This is a genomic window from Campylobacter sp. BCW_6463 (assembly GCF_001762785.1).
Lineage (GTDB): Bacteria > Campylobacterota > Campylobacteria > Campylobacterales > Campylobacteraceae > Campylobacter_D > Campylobacter_D jejuni.
Map to the genome: position 1 here is coordinate 124,230 of NZ_MJXL01000041.1, position 24,764 is coordinate 148,993.

General features: G+C 30.0%; 26 protein-coding genes and 2 pseudogenes. 23 read left to right on the forward strand and 5 right to left on the reverse strand.

Annotation, left to right across the window (positions count from 1 at the left end):
• Window position 1 precedes the first annotated feature (1 nt).
• Together AJ884_RS04800 and AJ884_RS04805 are read left to right on the forward strand one after the other, a co-directional pair.
• On the forward strand, window positions 2-838 hold the full coding sequence (locus AJ884_RS04800) for an SPOR domain-containing protein (protein ID WP_004313898.1): 837 nt from the start codon (window positions 2-4) through the stop codon (window positions 836-838).
• Complete coding sequence (locus tag AJ884_RS04805; RefSeq protein WP_070233630.1) at window positions 835-1,623, forward strand: shikimate dehydrogenase; 789 nt, start codon at window positions 835-837, stop codon at window positions 1,621-1,623. The genes AJ884_RS04800 and AJ884_RS04805 overlap by 4 nt, the downstream gene beginning before the upstream one ends.
• Window positions 1,624-1,674: 51 nt before the next feature.
• Here the strand turns inward: AJ884_RS04805 and AJ884_RS04810 are convergent, their stop codons facing one another.
• A complete protein-coding gene (locus tag AJ884_RS04810) occupies window positions 1,675-2,574 on the reverse strand; it encodes a membrane lipoprotein lipid attachment site-containing protein (RefSeq protein ID WP_070233629.1) in 900 nt (299 codons plus the stop codon).
• Between the two features lie 89 nt (window positions 2,575-2,663).
• Here AJ884_RS04810 and lgt point away from each other — a divergent pair, with 89 nt between their 5' ends.
• From lgt to AJ884_RS10255, 11 genes and pseudogenes are all read left to right on the forward strand, one after another.
• Complete coding sequence (gene lgt, locus AJ884_RS04815) at window positions 2,664-3,479, forward strand: prolipoprotein diacylglyceryl transferase (RefSeq protein ID WP_070233628.1); 816 nt, start codon at window positions 2,664-2,666, stop codon at window positions 3,477-3,479.
• Between the two features lie 67 nt (window positions 3,480-3,546).
• Window positions 3,547-4,329 (forward strand): fumarate reductase cytochrome b subunit, encoded by a 783-nt coding sequence (locus AJ884_RS04820; protein ID WP_002854660.1) that lies wholly within the window; start codon window positions 3,547-3,549, stop codon window positions 4,327-4,329.
• Window positions 4,313-6,304, forward strand: a complete 1,992-nt coding sequence (locus tag AJ884_RS04825; protein WP_002861159.1) for a fumarate reductase flavoprotein subunit — start codon at window positions 4,313-4,315, stop codon at window positions 6,302-6,304. The genes AJ884_RS04820 and AJ884_RS04825 overlap by 17 nt, the downstream gene beginning before the upstream one ends.
• The gene (locus AJ884_RS04830) at window positions 6,297-7,022 is read left to right on the forward strand and encodes a fumarate reductase iron-sulfur subunit (protein WP_002854302.1); all 726 of its coding nucleotides are present in this window, start codon (window positions 6,297-6,299) and stop codon (window positions 7,020-7,022) included. The genes AJ884_RS04825 and AJ884_RS04830 overlap by 8 nt, the downstream gene beginning before the upstream one ends.
• 27 nt (window positions 7,023-7,049) lie before the next feature.
• Entirely contained in the window at window positions 7,050-9,236 is a 2,187-nt protein-coding gene (locus tag AJ884_RS04835; RefSeq protein WP_070233627.1) for a dynamin family protein, read from the forward strand.
• Window positions 9,226-11,055, forward strand: a complete 1,830-nt coding sequence (locus AJ884_RS04840) for a dynamin family protein (RefSeq protein ID WP_070233626.1) — start codon at window positions 9,226-9,228, stop codon at window positions 11,053-11,055. The genes AJ884_RS04835 and AJ884_RS04840 overlap by 11 nt, the downstream gene beginning before the upstream one ends.
• A complete protein-coding gene (locus AJ884_RS04845; protein ID WP_044780457.1) occupies window positions 11,055-11,759 on the forward strand; it encodes a tetratricopeptide repeat protein in 705 nt (234 codons plus the stop codon). The genes AJ884_RS04840 and AJ884_RS04845 overlap by 1 nt, the downstream gene beginning before the upstream one ends.
• A gap of 135 nt (window positions 11,760-11,894) precedes the next feature.
• The gene (locus AJ884_RS04850; RefSeq protein WP_070233625.1) at window positions 11,895-12,623 is read left to right on the forward strand and encodes a gluconate 2-dehydrogenase subunit 3 family protein; all 729 of its coding nucleotides are present in this window, start codon (window positions 11,895-11,897) and stop codon (window positions 12,621-12,623) included.
• Window position 12,624: 1 nt separating this feature from the next.
• The gene (locus AJ884_RS04855; RefSeq protein ID WP_070233624.1) at window positions 12,625-14,346 is read left to right on the forward strand and encodes a GMC family oxidoreductase; all 1,722 of its coding nucleotides are present in this window, start codon (window positions 12,625-12,627) and stop codon (window positions 14,344-14,346) included.
• Window positions 14,347-14,516: 170 nt separating this feature from the next.
• A pseudogene (locus AJ884_RS10095) lies at window positions 14,517-14,603 on the forward strand (hypothetical protein); the annotation flags it as partial.
• Window positions 14,604-14,634: 31 nt separating this feature from the next.
• Window positions 14,635-14,840, forward strand: a pseudogene (locus tag AJ884_RS10255) (hypothetical protein).
• A 61-nt stretch (window positions 14,841-14,901) separates the two neighbouring features.
• Here AJ884_RS10255 and AJ884_RS04870 read toward each other — a convergent pair.
• Entirely contained in the window at window positions 14,902-15,606 is a 705-nt protein-coding gene (locus tag AJ884_RS04870; protein ID WP_070233623.1) for a putative metalloprotease CJM1_0395 family protein, read from the reverse strand.
• Window positions 15,607-15,712: 106 nt separating this feature from the next.
• Here AJ884_RS04870 and AJ884_RS04875 point away from each other — a divergent pair, with 106 nt between their 5' ends.
• Window positions 15,713-16,075 carry an HIT family protein gene (locus tag AJ884_RS04875; RefSeq protein WP_002857306.1) on the forward strand — a complete coding sequence of 121 codons (363 nt, stop codon included), beginning with the start codon at window positions 15,713-15,715 and terminating at the stop codon, window positions 16,073-16,075.
• 74 nt (window positions 16,076-16,149) lie between these two features.
• The gene (locus tag AJ884_RS04880) at window positions 16,150-16,722 is read left to right on the forward strand and encodes a YceI family protein (RefSeq protein ID WP_002870418.1); all 573 of its coding nucleotides are present in this window, start codon (window positions 16,150-16,152) and stop codon (window positions 16,720-16,722) included.
• Between the two features lie 4 nt (window positions 16,723-16,726).
• Here AJ884_RS04880 and AJ884_RS04885 read toward each other — a convergent pair whose 3' ends face one another.
• Window positions 16,727-17,683, reverse strand: coding sequence for a hypothetical protein (locus AJ884_RS04885; RefSeq protein WP_070233622.1), 957 nt, complete (start codon window positions 17,681-17,683; stop codon window positions 16,727-16,729).
• Window positions 17,684-17,743: 60 nt separating this feature from the next.
• Entirely contained in the window at window positions 17,744-17,953 is a 210-nt protein-coding gene (locus tag AJ884_RS04890) for a transcriptional regulator (RefSeq protein WP_002778401.1), read from the reverse strand.
• 168 nt (window positions 17,954-18,121) lie between these two features.
• Here AJ884_RS04890 and AJ884_RS04895 point away from each other — a divergent pair, with 168 nt between their 5' ends.
• From AJ884_RS04895 to AJ884_RS04920, 6 genes are all read left to right on the forward strand, one after another.
• The gene (locus AJ884_RS04895) at window positions 18,122-18,349 is read left to right on the forward strand and encodes a superinfection immunity protein (RefSeq protein WP_002855619.1); all 228 of its coding nucleotides are present in this window, start codon (window positions 18,122-18,124) and stop codon (window positions 18,347-18,349) included.
• Window positions 18,350-18,357: 8 nt separating this feature from the next.
• Window positions 18,358-18,990: a toxin-antitoxin system YwqK family antitoxin gene (locus AJ884_RS04900; RefSeq protein ID WP_002818736.1), complete on the forward strand. Its 633-nt coding sequence runs from the start codon at window positions 18,358-18,360 to the stop codon at window positions 18,988-18,990.
• A gap of 12 nt (window positions 18,991-19,002) precedes the next feature.
• Window positions 19,003-19,419: a hypothetical protein gene (locus AJ884_RS04905; RefSeq protein WP_070233621.1), complete on the forward strand. Its 417-nt coding sequence runs from the start codon at window positions 19,003-19,005 to the stop codon at window positions 19,417-19,419.
• 129 nt (window positions 19,420-19,548) lie between these two features.
• Window positions 19,549-21,126: an ABC-F family ATP-binding cassette domain-containing protein gene (locus AJ884_RS04910; RefSeq protein WP_070233620.1), complete on the forward strand. Its 1,578-nt coding sequence runs from the start codon at window positions 19,549-19,551 to the stop codon at window positions 21,124-21,126.
• The gene (locus tag AJ884_RS04915; protein WP_002859498.1) at window positions 21,116-21,451 is read left to right on the forward strand and encodes a hypothetical protein; all 336 of its coding nucleotides are present in this window, start codon (window positions 21,116-21,118) and stop codon (window positions 21,449-21,451) included. The genes AJ884_RS04910 and AJ884_RS04915 overlap by 11 nt, the downstream gene beginning before the upstream one ends.
• Window positions 21,452-21,525: 74 nt before the next feature.
• The gene (locus AJ884_RS04920; protein ID WP_070233619.1) at window positions 21,526-21,909 is read left to right on the forward strand and encodes a hypothetical protein; all 384 of its coding nucleotides are present in this window, start codon (window positions 21,526-21,528) and stop codon (window positions 21,907-21,909) included.
• Between the two features lie 43 nt (window positions 21,910-21,952).
• Here the strand turns inward: AJ884_RS04920 and AJ884_RS04925 are convergent, their stop codons facing one another.
• A complete protein-coding gene (locus tag AJ884_RS04925) occupies window positions 21,953-22,537 on the reverse strand; it encodes an IMPACT family protein (RefSeq protein WP_070233618.1) in 585 nt (194 codons plus the stop codon).
• A gap of 126 nt (window positions 22,538-22,663) precedes the next feature.
• Here AJ884_RS04925 and AJ884_RS04930 point away from each other — a divergent pair, with 126 nt between their 5' ends.
• Both AJ884_RS04930 and AJ884_RS04935 read left to right on the forward strand, forming a co-directional pair.
• Window positions 22,664-23,890: a hypothetical protein gene (locus AJ884_RS04930; protein ID WP_070233617.1), complete on the forward strand. Its 1,227-nt coding sequence runs from the start codon at window positions 22,664-22,666 to the stop codon at window positions 23,888-23,890.
• Window positions 23,883-24,620: a hypothetical protein gene (locus AJ884_RS04935; RefSeq protein WP_044778549.1), complete on the forward strand. Its 738-nt coding sequence runs from the start codon at window positions 23,883-23,885 to the stop codon at window positions 24,618-24,620. The genes AJ884_RS04930 and AJ884_RS04935 overlap by 8 nt, the downstream gene beginning before the upstream one ends.
• The last annotated feature ends 144 nt before the right edge of the window (window positions 24,621-24,764 follow it).

The window sequence follows — 24,764 nt, forward strand, 5'->3', positions numbered from 1 at the left end:
TATGGAAAATCAAAAAAATGAATTTGATGATATTATTTTAGAAAAAAGTAATAAAAGTGAAAAAGTAAAAAAAATTCTTTTACGAGTTATTGCTTTAGTTATTTTGTTTTTAGCTATCATGATAGTTATGAAACTTATTAATGGTAGTGGTGATGAAAATACGCAAAATCAAAGTGTATTACCAAGTGAACCTATAGCAACTCAAGACAATAACAATGATACTTCTTTTGAAAGTATGCCAATTACAGATAATACTTCAGCAGAAGATCAATTTGAGGCATTAAGAAAACAATTTCAAGATGAACAAAATACAACTCAAAATACAACAACCTCTAGTTCAAATAACAATGATACTACAAATTTTGCTATGCCTGATCAAGAAGTTCCAGCAGAACCAACAGCAACTACTTCAGAAAATACCACTCCGCAAGCAAGTGCTCCCAAACAAGAAGTAAAACAAACTGCAAAACCTAAAGAAGAAGTAAAAAAACAAACAGCTGTAAAAAAAGAAAAAGAAAGCACAAAACAAACTCCTAAAAAAGAACAAAATGCAAATGATTTATTTAAAAATGTTGATGCTAAACCTGTACATCCAAGTGGTTTAGCATCGGGTATTTATGTGCAAATTTTCTCAGTAAGTAATTTGGATCAAAAATCAAAAGAACTTGCTTCTGTAAAACAAAAAGGTTATGATTATAAACTTTATAAAACTACAGTTGGAGGTAAAGAAATTACTAAGGTTTTAATAGGACCATTTGAAAAGGCAAATATTGCAGTAGAACTTGCTAAAATCCGTAAGGATATTGCAAAAGATGCTTTTTCTTTTACTTTAAAATGAAATTTTTAGCAGTTATAGGCGATCCTATTTCTCACTCTAAATCGCCTAGAATGCATAATAATGCTATTAAAGCCTTAGGGCTTGATAGTATTTATACACGCTATCATTTAAGAAATGCTAACTGTTTAAGAGAAGATTTTTTTAAATTAGGACTTAGTGGAGCTAATATTACTTTGCCTTTTAAGGAAAAAGCTTTAGATATTGCTGATGTGAAGGATGATTTTGCTAGAAATATTGGCTCTGCAAATACTTTATGCTTAAAAGAAGACAAAATTTACGCTTATAATACTGATGCTTTAGGTTTTTTAGAAGCTATTAAGGATTTTGATAATATAAAAAAAGCTTTGATTTTAGGTGCTGGAGGTACAGCTTTGGCACTTGCTTATACATTAAAACAAAAAGGCATAGAAGTGTATATAGCTAATCGCAGCAAAGAAAGATTTAAAGATTTTTTAGCTTATCGAACTTATCTTTATAAAGACTTGCAAGATTTTGATTTTGATTTGGTTATAAATTCAACTTCTGCTGGATTAAAAGATGAAAATTTACCTTGCGATAGGGAGCTTTTAGATAGAATTTTACCTAAAGCTAAATTTGCTTTTGAGGTAATTTATGGCAGAGAAACACCTTTTTATAGATTGTGTAAAGAGCATCATTTAAAAATTAAAGATGGACTTGATATGCTTTTATGGCAAGGGGTTTTTGCTTTTGAGCTTTTTTTTGAAATACAAGATAAAAGAGAGATGATAAAAAATGCAATGCAACAAGCATTGATTTTAAAGTAGAATGATAGTTATTTTTTTGTATGAGAAAATTTAATTTTCTCACAAGTTTTATCATTCAAATATTTCTACCCCATCTTGATTTTTACTTTGATTATTTTGATTTGTTGAAGATGGATTTGTAAGAATATTTTGCGTAGGTGTGTTTTCAATTGTATTATTTTGATTAAAATTTGTTTGAGGTAAGCTTTCTTCAAAGGTAGCATCGCCATCGAAACTATTAAAACTACTGTTTGTATTAGGTATAGTTTTGCCTATGTCTGTTGCTTTTGGAAGATTGTTATAAAGTGTATTTAATGTATTTTTATAAAAAGCTAAAAAACTTTTATCAATTTCAAAAGCAGGTTGCTCCAAACCTTTATTGAGTTGAGTTGGTACGGTGGAGATAGTAGTTTTAAACATATTAACCCCATCATCATTTTTAATAGGATAGTTAAGCGCAACTAAAGAATCCAGTTTGGTGCTGCTTGAAAGATTGGTTGAATTTTGTGGATTGTGTGCATCTATAAAATCTATTTTACCTTTAAAATTTATACCTAAATTGGATTTTACATAATCTCCACTCATAAAATTGCTTGTTTTTTGTGCATTTTTTTCTTCTGTATAAATACTGATTGAACTTTTAAGAGTGTAGTCTGGATTAGTAGTAACTATTTTATAGCCTTTTAGTTGAGCGATGGTTTTGATCTGCTCTTCTAAATTTTGTTTTAAAAGATCAATTTCTTTTTCTATGCGAATTTTAAGCACTGAATTTTCAAAATAATCAGAATAATTGTTATTTTGTTCTATATTAATAGGCTCAAGAGCAATGCTTACTCCAGAATCAATAGGTTCAACCTTTGTTGGAACTTGGGGTTTAAAATTTGGCATAGAAACATTGACAAAATTACTACTTGTACCCCCACAAGCTGCTAAAATTAACATACTACTAGCAAGTAAAATATATTTTTTCATTTTTTACCTTTATTTAATGTGTTTGTGTTAATTATAGCAAGTTAAAGTTTTTTTGTTATATTTTTATAAAAGAAAATTAGGAAAGATATATGGAATTTTGGCAGCATATTTATTCAAATTTTAATGTTATAGCTTTTAGCATCTTTGGTTTAAAGGTGCATTGGTATGGCATTATGTATGTTATAGCTTTGCTTTTGGCTTTGCTTTTGGCTAAATTTTTTGTAAGAAAATTTCAACTAGACATTAATGAAAAACATTTGGATAGTTATTTTATATGGGTTGAAATAGGGGTTATTTTAGGTGCAAGGCTTGGATATATTTTGATTTATGATGCAAATACTATGTATTATATTACTCATCCTTGGCAAATTTTTAATCCTTATATTAATGGTGAATTTGTAGGTATTCGAGGTATGAGTTATCATGGAGCAATTATAGGATTTTTGATAGCTACTTTATTGTTTTGTAAAAAATATAAAACAAATCCTTGGATTTTTCTTGATTTGGTTGCTTTAAGTGTTCCATTGGCTTATGTTTTTGGTCGTATAGGAAATTTTTTAAATCAAGAGCTTTTTGGTCGCATTACAAATGTGCCTTGGGGAATTTATGTTGATGGAGTATTGCGTCATCCATCGCAACTTTATGAAGCATTTTTAGAAGGTATTGTTGTTTTTATTATAGTTTATTTAGCAAGATTTAAGCAAAGTTTTCAAGGGGAATTGATTCTTGTTTATGCTGGTGCTTATTCATTGGCAAGATTTATATGTGAATTTTATCGCGAGCCTGATTTTGGTATGGGTTTTGTTTTATGGGGTATGAGTATGGGACAAATTTTAAGTTTTATAATGTTTATAACAGCTTTGTTAGTTTATATTTGTATAAAGTTTAAAAAAGTAAATATTTAATCTATCTTAAAGACTTTTGTAATATAATGAAATGGATTTTTTAATTTCTTTTTACAAAGGAGTAAAGATGCGTGAGCTTATCGAAGGTTATTTGGGTAAGAGCATTGAGGGCAAAAAAAGTAAAATGCCTGCGAAATTAGACTTTATCCAAAGCGCCTCAGGGCTTTTTTTAGGTCTTTTTATGTGGGTGCATATGCTTTTTGTTTCTACAATTTTAGTCAGTGAGGATTTTTTTAATTCTGTGGTACATTTTTTAGAATTAAAATTTGTTTACGATAATCCTGTTATGAGTTATCTTACTTCATTTTTGGCTGCCTGTGTTTTAGTGGTTTTTTTCGTTCATGCTTTACTTGCAATGAGAAAATTTCCTATTAATTACCGTCAGTATCAAATACTAAGAACACACAGTAAAAAAATGAATCACAGCGATACTTCGTTATGGTGGGTTCAAGCTTTTACAGGTTTTATTATGTTTTTCTTAGGTTCTGCTCATCTTATTTTTATTGTAACCAATGCAGATAAAATTAGTGGTGATATGTCAGGAGATAGGGTTGTAAGTCATTTTATGTGGCTTTTTTATGCTGTTCTTTTAGTGTGTGTTGAGCTTCATGGAAGTATAGGGCTTTATAGACTTTGTGTTAAATGGGGTTGGTTTGAAGGAAAAAATGTAAAAGAAAGTCGTAAAAAGCTTAAAACTGCTAAATGGATAATCAGTATTTTCTTCCTAGTTTTAGGTGTGTTAAGTCTTGCAGCATTTATAAAGATAGGTTATGAAAACTACCAAAATCAAACCCAAACTACTGCGATGATAAAAAACTACAATGGAGCAAATTATGAATATACAATATAGTGATGCTTTAGTAATAGGCGGAGGATTAGCAGGTCTTAGAGCGGCTATTGAAGTAGCAAAGAGTGGCCAAAGTGTAACACTTTTAAGTATTTGTCCAGTGAAGCGTTCTCACTCTGCAGCGGTGCAAGGAGGTATGCAGGCAAGTTTAGCAAATGGGGCAAAAGGTGAGGGTGATAATGAAGATCTTCACTTTGCAGATACAGTAAAAGGAAGTGATTGGGGCTGTGATCAAGAAGTAGCAAGAATGTTTGCTCAAACTGCGCCAAAAGCAGTGCGTGAGCTTGCGGCTTGGGGTGTGCCTTGGACTAGAGTTACCAAAGGTCCAAGAACTGTTGTAATCAATGCACAAAAAACTGTGATTGAAGAAAAAGAAGAAGCGCACGGGCTTATTAATGCTAGAGATTTTGGTGGAACTAAAAAATGGAGAACTTGCTATATCGCAGATGCAACAGGGCATTGTATGCTTTATGGTGTAGCAAATGAAGCTATTAAACATCAAGTAAAAATTATTGATAGAATGGAAGCAGTAAGAATTATCCATGATGGTAAAAAATGCTTAGGTGTGATCGCTAGAGATTTAACTAATGGACAACTTATTGCTTATATTGCAAGAGGAACCATGATAGCAACAGGGGGCTATGGTAGAATTTATAAGCAAACTACAAATGCAGTAATTTGTGAAGGAACGGGCGCAGCCATTGCTCTTGAAACAGGGCTTTGCAGACTTTCAAATATGGAAGCAGTGCAATTTCATCCAACTCCTATTGTACCAAGCGGTATTTTGCTTACTGAAGGTTGTCGTGGTGATGGTGGAATTTTACGTGACGTGGATGGATATCGTTTTATGCCTGATTATGAACCAGAGAAAAAAGAACTTGCAAGTCGTGATGTGGTAAGTCGTAGAATGATGGAACATATTCGTAAAGGCAAAGGTGTAAAAAGCCCTTATGGGGATCATTTATGGCTTGATATTTCTATATTGGGTCGTGCTCATGTGGAAAAAAATCTCCGTGATGTACAAGATATTTGCAAAACTTTCAATGGTATTGATCCAGCAGATGAAGGTCCAAAAGGTTGGGCGCCAGTTCTTCCAATGCAGCATTATTCTATGGGTGGAATTAGAACTAAACCAACAGGTGAAAGTCAATGGTTAAACGGACTTTTTGCTTGTGGAGAAGCAGCTTGCTGGGATATGCACGGATTTAATCGTTTAGGTGGAAATTCATGTGCTGAAACTGTTGTAGCAGGTATGATAGTGGGAGATTATTTTGCAGATTATTGTAAAAATAATGGTGAAGTAATTGACACAAATGTAGTAAAAGACTTCTTAACTAAAGAGTATCAATATTTAAAATCTTTAGTAGATAAAGAAGGTAAATATAATGTTTTTGAAATCAAAAACAGAATGAAAGAAATCATGTGGGATAAGGTGGCCATCTTTAGAACAGGTGAAGGTTTGAAAGAAGCAGTAGATGAACTTGAAAAACTTTATAAAGATTCTCAAGACGTTAAAGTACATTGTAAAGAACTTGATTGTGCAAATCCAGAGCTTGAAGAAGCGTATAGAGTGCCAAGAATGTTAAAAATAGCACTTTGTGTAGCTTATGGAGCGCTTTTAAGAACAGAAAGTCGTGGGGCGCATTATAGAGAAGATTATCCAAAAAGAGATGATTTAAATTGGATGAAAAGAACCAATACTTTTTGGGTAGAAGGCGAAACCTTACCGCGCATAGAATACGAAGAGCTTGATATTATGAAAATGGAAATTCCACCAGCATTCCGTGGATATGGAGCTAAAGGAAATATTATAGAAAATCCTTTAAGTGAAAAACGCCAAGCTGAAGTGGATGCTATCCGTGAAAAAATGGAAGCTGAAGGCAAAGGTCGTTATGAAATTCAAAATGCTTTAATGCCTTATGAATTGCAAGCTAAATATAAAGCACCAAACCAAAGAATAGGAGTTGATTATGAGTAGAAAATTGACAATAAAGGCATTTAAATATAATCCTTTAAGCAAAATTTCTAAACCACATTTTGTGACTTATGAGCTTGAAGAAACTCCTTTTATGACAGTTTTTGTATGTTTGACTTTGATCCGTGAAAAAATGGATGCGGATCTGAGTTTTGACTTTGTTTGTCGTGCAGGGATTTGCGGATCTTGTGCAATGATGATTAATGGAGTGCCAAAACTTGCTTGCAAAACTTTAACTAAAGATTATCCTGATGGAGTGATAGAGCTTATGCCTATGCCTGCATTTAGACATATTAAAGATTTAAGCGTGAATACAGGCGAGTGGTTTGAAGACATGTGTAAGCGTGTTGAAAGCTGGGTGCATAATGAAAAAGAAACTGATATTTCTAAACTTGAAGAACGCATTGAGCCAGAGGTTGCGGATGAAACTTTTGAACTTGATCGTTGTATAGAGTGTGGAATTTGTGTAGCTTCTTGTGCAACTAAACTTATGCGTCCAAATTTCATAGCTGCTACAGGACTTTTAAGAACAGCTAGATATTTACAAGATCCGCATGACCATAGAAGTGTGGAAGATTTTTATGAATTAGTGGGCGATGATGATGGTGTTTTTGGTTGTATGTCATTGCTTGCTTGTGAAGATAATTGCCCTAAAGAATTACCTTTGCAAAGTAAAATTGCTTATATGAGAAGACAACTTGTGGCTCAAAGAAATAAATAAATCTTTCCCCTTTTTAAGGGGAAGATTATGAAAGAATTATTCCAAAAAATTTGGCAAAATGAACTCCAATTTTTAAATTTTGATGCTAAATTTCAAAATAAAAGCAAACTTGATACGGCCGAGTGTGCGATTATTTTAAGTGTCAATAAAGACAATTATGAAAGATATTTTCTCTTAAAAGAATTTCAAGAGCTTTGCAAAAAAATTGATTTAAGAGTGGATATTTTTAGTATACAAAATGCTCAAATTTGTATTTTAAATCTTTTTAAATCAGGTTTTATTTCAAAGCAAGATTTGCTTAAGGCTCTAAAAATTTTAGAAAAAATTTCAAAAAATACTGAAATATTTGATTTTATTTCACAAGAAAAAGTTCAAAGTATAGATCAAAAAGCTTTATTTCAAAATGATTTTAAAGAATTAAACGCCATTAATTTGGAGCTTCAAAAGCTAAGTTTTGATGAAAATTTAAAATCAAGACTTCAAAAAACTTTGGAAAAAATTCAAAATTTAGAGTTTAATATAGCCATCACTGGCGTGATGAATGCAGGAAAATCAAGTCTTTTAAATGCTCTTTTAAAAGAAGATTTTTTAGGGGTTTCAAACATACCTGAAACAGCTAATTTAACAGTATTAAGCTATGGTAAGAGTGAAGAAGCAAGGATATATTTTTGGGATAAAAAAGAATGGCAAAATATACTTGAAAGTTCGCACTTTAATGCAGATTTAAAAGAATTTATTGACAAGCTGGATAAGAGTGTAAATATAGAGGATTTTATCAAAGATAAACCTTTAATACAAAATATCGCACTTTGTGAGCTTAAAAATTTCAGTTCAGCTAAAAATAAAATTTCAGCTTTAATTAAAAAAATAGAAATTAAAAGTCATTTAGATTTTTTAAAAAATAATATTTCTATAGTTGATACTCCAGGGCTTGATGATGTTGTAGTTCAAAGAGAAATTGTTACAAATGAGTATCTTAGAGAAAGTGATTTTTTAATTCATTTAATGAATGCTTCTCAAAGCTTGACTCAAAAGGATGCGGACTTTTTGGTGCATTGTCTTTTAAACTCAAGGCTGAGTAAGTTTTTAATTGTTTTAACTAAAGCGGATTTGTTAAGCAAAAAGGATTTAGAAGAAGTCATTGTTTATACCAAAGAAAGCTTAAAATCAAGACTTGTGGATTTAGATGAAAATTTGGTGGAAAAGATTGATTTTTTATGTGTGAGTGCTAAAATGGCAAGTGATTTTTATAAGGGTTTAGCGCCTAAGGAAAGTTTGCAAAAAAGTGGTATGCAAGAATTTGAAAACTATCTTTTTAACGAGCTTTATGCAGGAGAAAAAAGTAAGATTGCCTTAAGAGCTTACAAAAAAGAATTACATTTAGAGCTTAAAAATATTCTAAGCGAATATGAAATGCAAAATCGTCTTATTAAGGAGAATAAACAAGGTGTAAGTGAAGAAAATCAAAAGCTTTTACTTGAACTTCAAAAGCAAAATACCTTGTTAAAAGAAGCACAAGATGAAATTTCAAATTCCATTGCAAAACTTAAAAATATAGATAGTGGCATAGATAATCTTGTTTTACTTTTGGCTAAAAAATTAAAAGAACGCTTGATAGATGAGTTTAAATATCTGAAAAATAATGCACAAAAGCTTAATCTTTCTCGTATTTTAAATATAGTTGATATTACTACAAAAGATGGAATTAATGATATTTTAAGAGAAATTAAATTTGAAAATATTAAAAAAATCGAGGAGCTTAAAACAAATTTATCTTTAAAATATGATTTTTTAAAAGATGATTTTGATAATGGTTTTGAAGGTTTTAAAGATGGAATTTCAAAAAATATAGATAGTATTTTTCAAAGCGAAAAATTTGCACTTTTAAGATTGAAAATTGAAAAATTAAGCAATCTAAAATCAGATTTATATGAGCTTGAAACGAATTTAGATACGGTTATTTTTGATACTTTTAAAGAATTTAAAATGAGCGAAATTTTAAACTCTTTAAATATCAATGAAGCATTTTTTGAGTTTTTAAATGATAAATTAAAACATTATGAAAAAAATCAAAAATCAAAATTAGAAAGTCTTGAAAAAGTTTTACAGAGTCTGAAAAATCAAGATATTAATATTTTAAATTCTTTTGAAGAAAATTTAGAAAAAATTGAAAAATTAAAACAACTTGAAATGGGGCTTTTAAATGCAGATTAATCTTTTAAATGATTTTATAAAAGCCTATGAAAATACTTATAGTGTGAGTTTTGATGATAGCTTTAAAGGGCGTATTCAAGAGCTTTGCAAGGAACTTAACGAGCCTTTTATGCACGCAAGTTATGCTTTAGAAAATGAATTAAAAGAGCTTGTGTTTTCTTTGGATAAGAATGTTAATATCGCTATTATAGGGCAGTTTTCAAGTGGTAAATCAAGTTTGCTAAATTTGATCTTAGGGTGTGATTGTTTGCCTACGGGTGTTGTTCCTGTTACTTTTAAACCTACTTTTTTACGCTATGCAAAAGAATATTTTTTAAGAGTAGAATTTGAAGATGGAAGTGATATTATCACAAATATAGAAAAATTAGCCTTTTATACGGATCAAAGAAATGAAGTAAAACAAGCAAAAAGTTTGCATATTTTTGCACCCATTCCTTTACTTGAAAAAATCACTCTTGTAGATACTCCAGGTTTAAATGCAAATGAAAATGATACTTTAACAACTCTTGATGAGCTTAAAAATATTCATGGGGCGATTTGGTTAAGTTTGATTGATAATGCGGGTAAAAAAAGTGAAGAAGATGCCATAAAAGCAAATTTAGAACTTTTAGGAGAAAATAGCATTTGTGTATTAAATCAAAAAGATAAATTAAACACAGAAGAGCTAGATAATGTTTTAAATTATGCAAAAAGTGTGTTTTTAAAATATTTTAATGAGCTTATTGCTATTTCTTGCAAAGAAGCCAAAGATGAGCAAAGCTATGAAAAATCTAATTTTCAATCTTTGCTTGATTTTTTAACTCAGCTAGATACAACAGCTTTAAAAGAAAAATTTGTTAAAAGAAAAATTTTAAATTTATGCGAAATTTTAGAAGATGAAAACCAACTTTTTGTAGGTATTTTTGATCGTTTATTAAATCAATTTCAAAGTTATGAAAAGCATTTACTTTTAGCGTATGAAAATTTTTTAAAAGAGATTGAAATTTTAAACCATCAGATTTTAGAACAGCTTAAAAGCATTAGCGAAAGAATTTCTAGTGAAATTTTTGCAAGTGTTAAGGAAAAAGATGCTTATTTTTACAAAGAAAGCAAAGGATTTTTAAAGAAAGATTTATACACAAGATATGATTATAAAGCGCCTTATATTTCAAGCGACGATGCTTTTTTGGCGATGTTTTATAATAGTGATGTGATGAGTAAAGAGTTTAAAAAAATCAAAAATGAACTTTATAAATCTTTTGAAGAAATCAAGATGAAATTAAAAGATTTTATAAACATACTTGAAAGAGAAATTTTGCTTTTTAAAGCAGAATTTTCAAACATACAAAAAGATCACATTTTCCAAAGTGATAAAAATTTTAGTGAATTAAGAGCTTTTTGTAATGCAAGCGATGAGTACTTTTTGAAAGATTTTAAAGAGCTTTTATTTAAAAGTATTTTAGAGCTTGATTTATTTTTTGAAAAATTAAATCTTAAGGCTTTTACAAATTATGAAAATGCTACAAAACTAAGCCTTGCATTTTTTAGTCGTAAAATCAATGAAAGCCGTGTTCTTTATGAGCTTGATAGTTCTGAATTTGTACTTTTTTATCCTAAAAAAAGCGAAATTTATGAAAGAGTTTTAAATGAATTAAATGTTTATGAGTTTGAAGCTTTGCTTATTAATAAGCCTATTCTGATAAAAATTGCAAAAAATTTCTTAGAACAAAGTCAAAATTTAATCCAAGAAAAAAATAAATTTTTAGATCTTAAAAAAGCAGAACTTCAAAAAAGAAGAGCACAGATTTTAAATGTTAGAGAAAATATAAAGGAAGATTGATGAGAATATTTTTAGCTTTATTTTTATTTTTTAATTCATTATTTGCATTAAGTGAGCTAGAAGAGGGTTTAAAACTTTACGAGGCAAATAAATTTGATAAAGCTTATGAAATTTTTAAGAATCTTTGCGAAAAAGATATTTCTAAAGCTTGTTTTTCTTTAGCTTTTATGCATGAGAGTGCTAAGGGTGTGAGTAAGGATTTAAATCAAGCTTATAAATTTTATGATAAAGCTTGTAAATTGGGTTTAGCAAATGCGTGTTCTAATATGGCTTTGCTTTTGCAAAATCAAGGTTATAAAAATGAAGCTCTTTTGGCTTTTAATAAAGCTTGTGCTTTAGGAGAATCGTTAAGTTGTAATAATATAGCTTTATTTTATGAAAAAGAAAAAGATGGACAAATGGCTTCAAGTTTTTATAAAAGATCTTGTGATTTAAAAAATGCAAGAGCTTGTTATCAGTTAGGATCTTTATATGATAAAGGAGAGCTTGTTAAGGCAAGTGTAAAATCTGCCCTTGCTTTTTATTCTAAATCTTGCACTTTAGGTTTTAGTGAGGCTTGTTATTTGTTAGGACGCTATAATCAACTAGAAAAACAAGATCTAACAAAGGCAAAAAGATATTTTGGTATGGCTTGTGATCAAAAACATCAAGAAGCTTGTGCAGCTTATAAAGAACTTAATTCTAAAGATATAGAGCTTTATTAAAAGTTCTATTTTCATTACTTTCAAAGATATACTTAAATAAAATTAAGAATAACACAAAATTTATCGCTTTTTAAAGTTAAATTTATATTAATAGGACTAATATAGTCTTGTTTAAATTATTATCAAGGAGAAGTAATGCAAGACAATATTATTGATCGCAGAAGCTTTTTTAAACTAGGGCTTCTAGGTGGTTCTGTAGTAGCAGCTAGCACTATAGGTGGCGGTGCTGTTTTAAAGGCAGCAGAACTTACGCATTCGCATCAAGCTTCACAAGGAAAATCAAATAAAATTAGAGGTAGAATGTTTTTTCAAACTCAAACTGAATTTGATACCTTAAGTGCAGCCTGTGAAAGAATTTATCCTAAAGATGAGCAAGGAGAAGGAGCTATAGGTTTAGGCGTGCCTTATTTTATCGATAATCAGCTAGCTAGTGCTTATGGTTATAATGATAGAGAATATATGCAAGGGCCTTTCATGGAGGGCAAAGCCGAACAAGGTTATCAAACCCCTATGCAACGCAAAGATATTTTTTTAGAAGGCGTGCATACTCTTGAAGAAAATGCTCAAAAGCGTTATAAAAAATCTTTTTCTTTGCTTAAAGGTGGAGATCAGGATAAAATTTTAAGCGATTTTGAAAAAGGAAAAATTCAAACTACAGGTTTTAAATCTTCTTATTTTTTCACACTTTTAAGAGATATGACAGTAGCTGGAGTTTTAGCTGATCCAATTTATGGCGGAAATGATAATAAAAATGGTTGGAGAATGATGCAATATCCAGGCGCACAAATGAGCTATGTGGATAAAATTGCAAGTGATGAATTTTTTAACATTGAACCTATGGGTTTAGCAGATATGGAGAGTTAAAATGGCTGAAGTATTAAAAAAAGTAGATGTGGTAACAGTTGGAGCAGGATGGACTGGAGGTATAGTGGCTGCAGAGCTTACTAAAGCAGGTTTGAATGTACTTAGTTTAGAACGCGGACATATGCAAAGTACTGAAAATTTTAATTTTATCCATGATGAGTGGAGATATGGGATTAATTATGGTTTGATGCAAGATTGCTCAAAAGACACTGTGACTTTTCGCCATGATCCTAGTGGTTTAGCCTTACCTTATCGTAAAATGGGTTCGTTTTTATTGGGTAATAATGTTGGCGGTGCAGGGGTGCATTGGAATGGTTGGACTTTTAGGTTTATGCCTTATGACTTTGAAATTCAAACCCTAAGCAAACAAAGATATGGTAATAAATTAGGTAATGATTATACCTTGCAAGATTGGGGCGTGACTTATAAGGATATGGAGCCTTATTATGATAGATTTGAAAAAACCTGTGGGGTATCAGGTGAGCCAAATCCTTTAGCGGAAAAAATGGGAGCTTTTAGATCCAGTCCTTATCCACAAGAACCTCTTGAAAATACTAAAATGCTTAAACGATTTGAAAGTGCAGCAAAAAGTTCAAATTTACACACTTATCGTTTGCCAGCTTCAAATTCTAAAGGTAGCTATACAAACCCTGATGGTCAAGATTTAGCTCCTTGTCAATACTGTGCGTATTGTGAGCGTTTTGGTTGTGAGTATGGCGCAAAAGCAAGTCCTTTAAACACAGTAATTCCAAAGGCTATGAGCACAGGTAAATACACCATACGCACTTATAGTAATGTAACGCAAATTCTTAAAAAAGACGGAAAAGTAACGGGGGTAAAATTTGTCGATACTAGAACGATGAAAGAGTATATTCAGCCTGCTGATATAGTTGTACTTACAAGTTATATGTTTAACAATGCTAAGCTTTTAATGGTAAGCAACATAGGTGAGCAATACGATCCAAAAACAGGTAAAGGAACTTTAGGTAGAAATTATTGTTACCAAATGAATATGGGCACAACAGCTTTCTTTGATGAGCAATTTAACACCTTTATGGGTTCAGGTGCTTTAGGAACTACGAGTGATGATTTTAACGGAGATAATTTTGATCATTCTAAGGAAAAATTCCTTCATGGAGCTATGATTTATAGCGTTCAGCTTGGAACTCGCCCTATACAATCAGCCCCACTTCCAGCAGGAGCTCCAACTTGGGGTGCCGAATTTAAAAAAGCATTAAACTATAATTTCACAAGAGCTATTACAGTAGGAGGGCAAGGTGCTTCTTTGCCTCATAAGAATAATTATTTAAGTCTTGATCCAACTTATAAAGATGCATTTGGTATGCCACTTTTACGCTTAACTTATAATTTCACCGATCAAGATAGAGCTTTGCATAAATTTATTACAGATAAAACAGCTGAGGTAGCAAAAAGAATGCAAGGAGTAAAATCAATCAAAAAAGGTGTTTATCTTAAGGATTATAGCGTTGTGCCTTATCAATCTACTCATAACACAGGTGGAACAACCATGGGCGCAGATAGAGAAACTAGTGTGGTTAATACTTATTTACAACACTGGGATGCGGATAATCTTTTTGTTGTAGGAGCAGGAAATTTCCAACACAATAGTGGATATAATCCAACTGATACTGTAGGAGCTTTGGCTTATCGCTGTGCTGAAGGTATTTTAAAATATCATAAAAGTGGAAAAAGCTTAGCTTGATAATAACTTGAGAGTTTTTGAAAACTCTCAAGATTATAAATTTTTAATTTTCTTCCGATATAGTATATAATATCAAGGAAGGCAAAAATGATTAATGGTATAAATTCTTATTCAAACTATAATTATACAAAAAGGCAAATGGAGTCTGCTCTTGGAGGGTGGTATGCAAGATGATTACTTTAAGTTCTTTTAATAGATATTTTGGAAATAATCCCCTGCAGACACTTACTAAAATTAGAGATGAAAGTATTGAAAATGCAAAAATTTAAATTATAAAAAGGATAAAAAATGTTAAATATTTTACATGCAAATTCAAGTCATCGTTTCCATAAATGTATGCCCAAGGAAGTTCATCAAATATATGATACTTTAAAGCTTATGGAACAGCAAGAAGATACAAAAAAGTAGAAGCCAAAAAAGAAGAGCAAAGTAATACTACAAATGTGGATAAAGCAGATAATAAAAAAGATAAATTTTTAGACATGTCCGTTTAGTTTTAAAAAAGCTTTATTTATAAGGAAGATTGGCATAAATTTTTTATTTAAATTAAGAATTTTAAGATGCGATATTGAATTTAATGTCGTTATTTTGCGAGTTTTGTTGATAAGTTTTGGCTATGAAATTTTTAAAATCTTTATCAAAATTTGAATTTTTATCGTTGTTTTTTGAATCTTTATTTGTTTTTTCTAAGCTATTTTCTGAATTTTTGTCATCTTTTTCTTTATTTTCTTCTTCTTTTTCTTTGGCTTCTTGGGCTTTAAGCTTCATTGCTTCAGCTCTTGCTTCAAATTCCATTTTTGCAGCATTTGCTGCAACTTTATAGTCTTGTGGGCTAGGATCAGCAGGAGCCATAGCTGCTGCTGCGATTTGTCTTGCATTGGCTATAGTTTCTTCTGGTGTGTTTCCTTTTTGCATGCTGATAGGAACTTCGCCCGCTGTAGCATACATTTGATTATCAGGGCCTCTTGTGTAAGTAAAACTTGCAGCACCTGCTAAGCCGCCGCCCGCTGCTTGATGTGCAGCTTCATGAGCTTTTACATTTCTATCGATACTTTGGAGTTCGCGAACTTGAGCTACTTCTTTTTGGCTTAGCTCTACGCCATTAACCATTTGGGTTTGTTCGCCATTTTTTTCTTTATCATCTTTATTTTCACTAAGATTTTTTTCATCTTTTTGAGTGGAATCAGATTGATTTGTTTTATCAAAAGAAGGTTTGCTAGAGTAGTAATCATAAGAGTTATAACTTGAACTAATTTGCATTTATCCTCCTTTTTGTTTTTTAAATTTTAGGAATTTTAACGCATTTTGACTTAAAAATTTGATAAATTTTGTAAAATAATCATAAATACAATTTCAAAGGAATGTAATGATTTATGAAAATGATTTGATTTATATAGAGAAAGAGGAGGCTCAAGTGCCTTGGCTTAAAATTTTTACTAAAGAAATTTATAAAGAATTTAGCGATTGTCCTTTAGAGTTGCAAAAAGAACTTTTTGAAAAAATTTTACTTTGTGAAAAGGCTATGATAGAATTTTACAAACCTGAAAAAATCAATATCGCCTCTTTTGCAAATTATGTGCCAAGGGTGCATTTTCATGTTATGGCAAGATTTAAAGAAGATGCGTTTTTTCCAGAGTGTATGTGGGGAAAACAGCAAAGAGAAGCAATAAAGCTTGATTTGCCTAAATTTGAAGAATTTGTAAAATTTTTAAATAGTAAAATTTTTTAATTTTTATTAATGATTTATTATGTTTTATCTAATAAAATTTTTATATTGAAAATTACTATAAAAAAAGGAAAAAAATGAAAAAAGTTTTATTAAGTTCATTGGTTGCGGTGTCTTTGTTAAGCACAGGTTTGTTTGCTAAAGAATATACTTTAGATAAAGCACATACAGATGTAGGTTTTAAAATCAAACATTTACAAATTAGCAATGTAAAAGGAAATTTCAAAGATTATTCTGCGGTGATTGATTTTGATCCTGCGAGTGCTGAGTTTAAAAAGCTTGACGCAACTATAAAAATCGCATCTGTAAATACAGAAAATCAAACAAGAGATAATCACTTACAGCAAGATGATTTTTTCAAAGCAAAAAAATATCCTGATATGACTTTTACAATGAAAAAATATGAAAAAATCGATAATGAAAAAGGCAAAATGACAGGAACTTTAACTATAGCTGGAGTTTCTAAAGATATCGTTTTAGATACTGAAATCGGCGGTGTAGCTAAAGGCAAAGATGGAAAAGAAAAAATAGGCTTTTCTTTAAATGGAAAAATCAAACGCTCTGATTTTAAATTTGCGACAAGTACTTCAACTATTACTTTAAGTGATGATATTAATTTAAATATCGAAGTTGAAGCAAACGAAAAATAATTTTTTAGTCTAAGAGTCTTGCTCTTAGACTTTGTAAATTTTTATCCAAATTTTCTTCACTTTCTTGCCAAATCAATTTAAAATCTGGTTTAAAATTTTCATTTTCTAAATTAAATTCCGTGTTTTTCAAGGTGGATTCTAAAAAAGCAAGATGATTTAAAGCTTGATTTTTGTCATTAAAAATGAAAATAAAATCATTTTCTACGATGAAAATTTTTGCTCTAAAGCGTTTTAAAATTTTTGCAATTTGTTTTAAGATGAGTTTGGCATAGCTTTCTTTAGTATCTTTTAGTTCATTAAAATGAAGCAAGGCAATGATATAGTTGTTTTTTCCCTTTGTAAAGCGTGTAAGGCTTTTTTCATTAGGTAGTTTTGTTAAGGTGTCAAAAAAAGCCAATCTATAAGCGTGATTTAAAAGATAAAAACAAAAAACTAAACTTGCAAATTCAAAATACCTTATTCCTGCTCCTTCTTGGAATAAAAACTGAAAATATGCAGCAAAAAATGCGATAATAAGATAATATTCTTTAGTTTTAAAGGTTTTGATAAAAATGAGTATTAAGCCGACTAAAAAAAATAAAAATCCTAATTCACTCACAGGCTTAAAAAAATCTAATGCAATAAAATGGAATTCTAAACCAGCGCTATTAAAAGTAGTATTTCTAGGTAAAATGATGCTTAAAACGCCTATAAAAATAAGGGTTGTAATTGAAGCGATATTTTTTTTACTTAAAATTAAAGCATGGTGTTTTCCAAGGCAAAATAGAGTAAAAATCATAGGTAAAAACAAGGCCACAAATAAATTAGCTTGAAAAAAACTTGTATAAAAATAAGGCAACTTAGCTCCTAATAGCACTAAAGTTAAAAAGAAAATTCTTGAATTTTTAAAGTAAAAGGATAATACAAGTGCTGAAATTTCAAAAATAAAACTCAATGATATTAAAAAATCTAATAAAAACATTTCAAATCCTTGATTTTAATAAAAGTGATAATTGTATAGAAAAAAGCTTAAAAGTGGACTTTATTTAAATTTAGCAATTTCATCTTGTATAGTTTGTTCTATATGAAGCAATTCTTCATGAGTTTTTTTACTATTTTCTAAAAGTTCATCAAATTTAAAGCCAAGCATAACAATACGATATAAATTGGGTTTATATTTTCTCCAATTATATAAAGTGCTAACATCAATGTCTAGTTCATATGCCATATCACGCTTGCTCTTTTTTGTCATTTTTTACCTTAAAAATTTAGCCTTTGAAAAATTTTACATTAAAATTTCTTTATTAAAAACACTTGAAATATTCAATCTTTTATATAAAATATATTTAATATTTCAATATTAATTAAGTTATAGTATGGAATAATAGTTTTTATAAAATTTTTATTTAAGGAGAATTACATGGAAGGTGCAAGTGGCGGGTCTATTTTTGTAACAATATTATTGTTTGTATTATACATGTTGCCCGCTATTATTGGTTTGAGCAGAAAGCATTCTAATTGGCTGATAATTTCTTTGCTAAATTTGTTTTTTGGTTGGACTATTATTGTTTGGCTTGTTTGTTTAATATGGTCTTTTACGGGAAGTTTTAAGCAAACTATTATTATTAAAGAAAAAAATGAGAAATAGGAGAAAAAATGACAAAATTTTTAAGCATTTGTAGTTTAATTGCGATGTTGTTAAGTGGTTGTGGAAGTGATTTTCCTGGACAACCTAGCGATGTGGCTAGAGTTCAGCAAAACAAATATCCAAATGGAAATTTAAAAGAAGAAATTCCCTATAATAAAGATTCAAGAATACATGGGTTAAAAAGAGCTTTTTATGACAATGGTCAGCTAAGAGCTGAAGAAAATTATAAAAATGGAAAAAAAGATGGAATTAGCAGGGAATATTCTAGAAATGGGCAATTGCTTGAGGAGGTGCATTTTAAAGATAATCGCGGATATGGTGATTTTGCAAGCTATTATGAGAATGGAAATATGAGAGCAAAGGGAAAACTACTTGGCTATAATGAAGATGGTATGCCAGAATTTGAAGGTAATTACAAGGAATATTATGAAAATGGAACTTTAATGTGTGATTATAATTTTGATAATAAAGGTAAATTTGATGGAGTACAAAAGCGTTATGATGAAAATGGTGCCTTAGAAGACGAAGAAAATTATAAAAATGGACTTAAAAATGGAGTCTTTAGAGAATATAAAAAAGGAGAGATTGTAAGAGAAGAAGAATATAAAAATGGTATTTTAGTAGCAAAACCTAAAAATTAGAGGAGTTTAGATATGTTTAAAAAAGTAATTTTATTTTTCTTAATGGGGTTTGCCTTGCTTCAAGCCAACTCATTAGACAAATGTGATAATACGGCAGTTGTTTTAAATCTTAAAGAAAAAATTCCTAGTGAAATTTTTAAAAATCTTTATGAATTATCCGGACTTAAAGCCCAAGGGATTGATTATGAAGATTATGCAAAAGGCCTCAAAGAAATGGCCAAGCATGATGGAATGGTAAATTACACTGATATGATCGAAATTAATTCCATTTCAAATTTTGATCTTAATTTTGATTCTTGTATGGCTACGATTAATGCTGTCTTAAAAGGGGAACAGAGAAAAGGTCTTTGGAGTGTTGTTTATAAGGTTTCTAACATAAATCAAGTGAAAATTACAGATATAACTTATATCAATGGAGATTTCCAATAATATTTTTATTAAAGTAAGTCAATAGAATTAATTTCATGGCTTACTAATATTTTATACTCAATTAATTTCAAGTCTTTTTTTGATACAATTTCTTAAAAATTTTTATAAATAAAAAATTTAAGGAAAATCATGGTTGAAGTAAAAAATCTTACTATGCGTTTTGCAAATCAGCTTTTATTTGAAAATGTTAATTTAAAGCTTGTTAGAGGACAAAGATACGGACTTATTGGTGCTAATGGTGCGGGAAAATCGACTTTTTTAAAAATTCTTTCAGGAGAAATTGAGTCAAGTAGTGGTGAAATAGTATTTGATGAAGGTTTAAAAATCGCAGTTTTAGGACAGGATCAATTTGCTTTTGAAAACTACACCATCAAAGATGCAGTGATGTGTGCAAATAAGCGTTTATATGAGGCCTTAAAAGAAAAAGAAAAGCTTTATATGAGCGAGGAATTTACAGATGAGATCAATGAGCGTTTAGGTGAGCTTGAGATAATAACGGCTGAAGAAGATCCAAATTATGATTGTGAAACACGTTGTGAAAAAATTTTAAGTTCTTTAAAGATTAAAGATTTTGATGCTTTAATGAGCACCTTGCAAAGTGCGGATAAATTTAAAGTTTTGTTAGCTCAAGTTTTGTTTTTAGGTGCGGATGTGCTTTTCTTGGATGAGCCTACAAATAACCTTGATTTAGAGGCGATTTCTTGGCTTGAAAATGAACTTTTAAGACATGAAGGAACTTTAGTTGTCATCTCTCACGATAGGCATTTTTTAAATAAAATTTGCACAAGAATTTTGGATGTGGATTTTAAACAAATTCGTGATTTTGCGGGAAATTATGATGATTGGTATATGGCTTCAACGCTTTTGGCAAAACAAGCTGAGCTTAAACGCGATAAAACCTTAAAAGAAAGAGAAGAATTAGAAAATTTCATTCGCCGTTTTAGCGCAAATGCTTCTAAGGCAAAACAAGCCACAAGCCGTGCTAAGGCACTTGAAAAACTAGAGCTTGAAGAGATTAAAATTTCAAGCCGTAGAGATCCTAGCATAGTTTTTAGAACCAATCGTGAAATAGGTAATGAAGTTTTAGAATTTAAAGGTATAGGCAAGGCTTATGATAAACAATTGTTTTCAAATTTGGAGCTAAAAATAGAAAAAAATGATAAAATCGCTTTGATCGGGGCAAATGGTGTGGGCAAAAGTACTTTGGCAAAAATCATCGCCCATGCTATAAGTCCAGATAGTGGATCTATGCACCTTGGGGCAACTATAGAGCTTGGATATTTTCCTCAAGATACAAGTAATTTAATTTGTGAAAATTTGAAACTTTACGAATGGCTTATGAGTGAAAAATTTAAAGATCTAGATGAAATCCGCAAGTGTTTAGGTAGAATGCTTTTTAGTGGCAGTGATCAAGAAAAAATGGCAACAAGTTTAAGTGGGGGTGAAAAACACCGTTTAATGCTTTCTCGTTTAATGCTAGAGCGTCCAAATTTCTTGCTTTTAGATGAGCCTGATAACCATTTAGATCTTGAAAGTATTATTGCACTAGGTGAGGCTTTGTATAATTTCAAAGGTGTAGTGCTTTGTATCAGCCACGATAGGGAATTAGTTTCTGCTTTTGCTAATAGAATTTGGCATTTAGAAAATGGTAAGCTTACAGATTTTCGTGGAACTTATCAAGAATTTTTAGGAGAAAATGATGGCTAAATTTAGAATTCAATACAGCGCAGGTTTTGGGCATTATACACAAAATCACAAGGGTTTTGGGCCTACGATTTATATAGAAGAAGTGGTAGAGTTTGATAATGGCAAGGATTATTTTGATTATATAGATTTTTATAAAACTTATTCAAAGAGCGATGATACTTATTTTCATATCAGTTTTTTAGAAGATAGACCTCTAAGCGATAAAGAAATCACCATTCGCAATGAATACCGCAAAATGCGTGATGAAAACTGTAAAAAAGCCAAGGAGGAATTTATAGCCAACAATGAGCTTGATGTGGAGCATTTGCCTACTCATCATGATTGAAAAACATTAATTTTTGCATAAAAAGGAACACTTTTTGCTTGTATAGTTTTTGCATATTTTGAAAGGAGAAAACTATGCAGGTAAATTATAGAACGATCAGCTCGTATGAATACGATACTATTAGTGGTCAGTATAAACAGGTGGATAAGCAGGTTGAAGATTATTCTTCATCTGGAAATTCTGATTTTATGGATATATTAAATAAGGCGGATGAGAAGTCAAGCGGAGATGCTTTAAATTCTAGCAGTAGTTTTCAAAGCAATGCGCAAAACTCAAATTCAAATTTAAGTAATTATGCTCAAATGTCAAATGTTTACGCTTATCGTTTTAGACAAAATGAAGGCGAGTTGTCTATGAGAGCCCAAAGTGCTAGCGTTCACAATGATCTTGCGCAACAAGGTGCAAATGAACAAAGTAAGAATAATACTTTGTTAAATGATTTATTGAACGCAATTTAATCAAAAGCTCCATTTTGGAGCTTTTGTATTTACTTGCAAGAATTTATAATTTCTCTATTTCAAAAGGTGTAAAATTTTTACAAAAAATTTTAAATTCTTGCTCCTCTTTTTCATTTAATTTGATATGTAATATAGCTTTGCAATCCTTAAAATCTTTTGTGAAATTAAAAGAATAAGTTTTTAAAAAATGTTCAAAACGATTTAAATTTTTTAAATCAATAGCAATGGTTATATTTTGCTTCAATTCGAATGAAAGTAAAGAAGAATTATTGATCACGGCATTTGCCGCATCGCTATAGGCTCTTACAAGTCCCCCTGTACCAAGTTTTATGCCGCCAAAATATCTTACAGTGATTAAAGCCGCATTGATAAGATCATAGCCCCTTAGAACATTTAAAGTTGGCATTCCAGAAGTTCCTTTAGGTTCTCCATCATCGCTTTTATCTTCTACAATTTGATTAAAATCATTTAAAACACGATAAGCATAGACAAAATGAATAGCTTTTGGATGCTCTTTTTTTAGCGTTTCTATTAAAAATTTAAAATCTTTAAAAGGGCAAAGAAAAGATAAGAAAGTAGATTTTTTAATATCGATTTGCGTTTGAAAAATTTGATCAATAGTTTGCATTTTTGCCTTTTTTGTTTAACATTATACTTATAAAAACTAAAATCAATTTGATGTTAATTTTTAAGATATTTGATATTTATATGATTTGCATTGATATTTTAAGTTTAATTTTGTAAAATTTTCATTATGGAAAAAATCAAAAATTATAAACTTATCATCATTTTACTTAGTCTTGATTTGTTGGCTTTACTTTATGGAATTTCAACACTGAGTATTAGTACTGATGAAGCTGATATTTATTTTGGCGAGCAGGGTAAATCACTTATTTTTTCCCATAGTTTGCTTTATTATATATCTCATTTTGGAACTTTTATTTTTGGGCAAAATGATTTTGGCTTAAGGCTTCCTTTTTTATTTTTTCATTTTTTAAGTTGTTTACTTTTGTATTTGCTAGCTTTAAAATATACTAAAACTAAAATCGATGCTTTTTTTGCTTTATTGTTATTTGTTTTATTGCCGGGTACTGTTGCAAGTGCTTTACTGGTTAATGCCGCATCTTTGGTGATTTTTTTAACCCTTGCTATATTATGTGCTTACGAATATGAAAAAAAATGGCTTTTTTATATATTATTGATTATAGTATTATTTGTTGATAAATCTTTTAATATTTTATTTTTAACTTTTTTCTTTTTTGGGATTTATAAAAGAAATGTTATTTTATTTACCTTATCTCTTGTTTTGTTTGGAGCGAGTATCAGTTTTTATGGTTTTGATACAGGTGGTCGCCCAAGAGGTTATTTTTTAGATACTTTAGGAATTTTTGCTGCATGTTTTTCTCCTTTGGTTTTTGTGTATTTTTTTTATACTATTTATCGTTTGACTTTTCAAAAATATAAAAATTTATTATGGTTTTTAATGAGCGTAACATTTGTATTTTGTTTGTTGCTTTCTTTAAGACAAAAACTTTTTTTAGATGATTTTTTACCTTTTTGTGTTATTTGCACTCCTTTGCTTATAAAAACTTTAATGCAAAGTTATAGAGTGAGATTGCCAGTTTTTCGATTAAGGTATAAAATCTTTATAGAATGTTCTATAATTTTTTTGATATTTTGTTACTTTTTAATCGTCGCTAATCAATTATTGTATTATTTTATAAACAATCCAAATCGTCATTTTGCCAATAATTATCATTTTGCTAAAGAATTGGCGCTAGAATTAAAAAAACAAGATGTTTTAGAGCTTGCAACAGCTCCAAGTTTGCAAAAAAGATTGCGATTTTATGGAATAAAAAATAGCAATAAGTTTTATTTAAAAGCTTTAAAACAAGCCGATAAGCATGATATGGACAAAAAAATTGTTAAAGTAAAACTTGGAAAATATGAAAAAGTATATCAGATTTTAAACTATGATTAAAGCTTTCAGTTTGTTGGAATTTGTGTTTATAATTCTCATTTTAGGTATAGTTTTTAATTTAGGCAGTCTTTACTTAAAAAAAGACAATCTACTAGAAGGTGCAATACAAATTCTTAATGATATCCAATACACCCAAAATTTAGCCATGATGCAAGAAGGTATAAGAGTTGATGAGTTGGCTATCGCAAAAAGAGAGTGGTTTAAAAGTAAATGGCAGATTTATTTTATAAAATCAGCTGCCACGGGTTATGATCAAACATATACTATTTTCTTGGATAAAAATGGCGATGGAAATGCTAATTTAGGTAAAACTGAAATCAATATAGATAGAGAAATTGCTGTTGATGTAATCAATCATAACAAATTAATGAATTCAGGTCAAAGTGGAGTTATTAGTAAAGATGATGAAAAAACTACACAAAGATTTAATCTTACAAAAAGATTTGGAATAGAAAAGGTTGAATTCAAAGGATCTTGTTCAGGATTTACTAGATTAGTATTTGATGAAATGGGCAGAGTGTATTCTCCGTTAAAAAATGCCAATTATGCATATGAAAAAACTTTAGCAAAGAATAATTCAGATTGCATTATACGTTTGTTATCAAAAAAGCATGCTCTTTGTATCGTTATAGATACGCTTAGCGGTTATGCTTATATTCCAGATTTTAAAACACTTAAAAGTCAATTTGTTAATATAAAAAATAAAAATTACGAGTGCTCTAAAATATAACCCCCATTTTTTAACCCACCAAATACTTATATAAATACTTACACAAATATTTATACTATTTAATCCTTTATTTAATCCCCTTTTAAGTTTAATTGGTTATACTTTCATTTCCTTTTTTGAAAAAAGGACTTAAAATCTTTTAAA

Bases quoted from the DNA above. Each gene is read 5' to 3' on its own strand.
- AJ884_RS04875 (WP_002857306.1), top strand. From the start codon at position 15,713: ATGATTTATGAAAATGATTTGATTTATATAGAGAAAGAGGAGGCTCAA.
- AJ884_RS04810 (WP_070233629.1), bottom strand. From the start codon at position 2,574: ATGAAAAAATATATTTTACTTGCTAGTAGTATGTTAATTTTAGCAGCT.
- AJ884_RS04800 (WP_004313898.1), top strand. From the start codon at position 2: ATGGAAAATCAAAAAAATGAATTTGATGATATTATTTTAGAAAAAAGT.
- AJ884_RS04895 (WP_002855619.1), top strand. From the start codon at position 18,122: ATGGAAGGTGCAAGTGGCGGGTCTATTTTTGTAACAATATTATTGTTT.
- lgt (WP_070233628.1), top strand. From the start codon at position 2,664: ATGGAATTTTGGCAGCATATTTATTCAAATTTTAATGTTATAGCTTTT.
- AJ884_RS04930 (WP_070233617.1), top strand. From the start codon at position 22,664: ATGGAAAAAATCAAAAATTATAAACTTATCATCATTTTACTTAGTCTT.
- AJ884_RS04880 (WP_002870418.1), top strand. From the start codon at position 16,150: ATGAAAAAAGTTTTATTAAGTTCATTGGTTGCGGTGTCTTTGTTAAGC.
- AJ884_RS04855 (WP_070233624.1), top strand. From the start codon at position 12,625: ATGGCTGAAGTATTAAAAAAAGTAGATGTGGTAACAGTTGGAGCAGGA.
- AJ884_RS04835 (WP_070233627.1), top strand. From the start codon at position 7,050: ATGAAAGAATTATTCCAAAAAATTTGGCAAAATGAACTCCAATTTTTA.
- AJ884_RS04870 (WP_070233623.1), bottom strand. From the start codon at position 15,606: ATGCAAATTAGTTCAAGTTATAACTCTTATGATTACTACTCTAGCAAA.
- AJ884_RS04905 (WP_070233621.1), top strand. From the start codon at position 19,003: ATGTTTAAAAAAGTAATTTTATTTTTCTTAATGGGGTTTGCCTTGCTT.
- AJ884_RS04915 (WP_002859498.1), top strand. From the start codon at position 21,116: ATGATGGCTAAATTTAGAATTCAATACAGCGCAGGTTTTGGGCATTAT.
- AJ884_RS04920 (WP_070233619.1), top strand. From the start codon at position 21,526: ATGCAGGTAAATTATAGAACGATCAGCTCGTATGAATACGATACTATT.
- AJ884_RS04820 (WP_002854660.1), top strand. From the start codon at position 3,547: ATGCGTGAGCTTATCGAAGGTTATTTGGGTAAGAGCATTGAGGGCAAA.
- AJ884_RS04900 (WP_002818736.1), top strand. From the start codon at position 18,358: ATGACAAAATTTTTAAGCATTTGTAGTTTAATTGCGATGTTGTTAAGT.
- AJ884_RS04910 (WP_070233620.1), top strand. From the start codon at position 19,549: ATGGTTGAAGTAAAAAATCTTACTATGCGTTTTGCAAATCAGCTTTTA.
- AJ884_RS04935 (WP_044778549.1), top strand. From the start codon at position 23,883: ATGATTAAAGCTTTCAGTTTGTTGGAATTTGTGTTTATAATTCTCATT.
- AJ884_RS04890 (WP_002778401.1), bottom strand. From the start codon at position 17,953: ATGACAAAAAAGAGCAAGCGTGATATGGCATATGAACTAGACATTGAT.
- AJ884_RS04825 (WP_002861159.1), top strand. From the start codon at position 4,313: ATGAATATACAATATAGTGATGCTTTAGTAATAGGCGGAGGATTAGCA.
- AJ884_RS04845 (WP_044780457.1), top strand. From the start codon at position 11,055: ATGAGAATATTTTTAGCTTTATTTTTATTTTTTAATTCATTATTTGCA.
- AJ884_RS04925 (WP_070233618.1), bottom strand. From the start codon at position 22,537: ATGCAAACTATTGATCAAATTTTTCAAACGCAAATCGATATTAAAAAA.
- AJ884_RS04830 (WP_002854302.1), top strand. From the start codon at position 6,297: ATGAGTAGAAAATTGACAATAAAGGCATTTAAATATAATCCTTTAAGC.
- AJ884_RS04885 (WP_070233622.1), bottom strand. From the start codon at position 17,683: ATGTTTTTATTAGATTTTTTAATATCATTGAGTTTTATTTTTGAAATT.
- AJ884_RS04805 (WP_070233630.1), top strand. From the start codon at position 835: ATGAAATTTTTAGCAGTTATAGGCGATCCTATTTCTCACTCTAAATCG.
- AJ884_RS04840 (WP_070233626.1), top strand. From the start codon at position 9,226: ATGCAGATTAATCTTTTAAATGATTTTATAAAAGCCTATGAAAATACT.
- AJ884_RS04850 (WP_070233625.1), top strand. From the start codon at position 11,895: ATGCAAGACAATATTATTGATCGCAGAAGCTTTTTTAAACTAGGGCTT.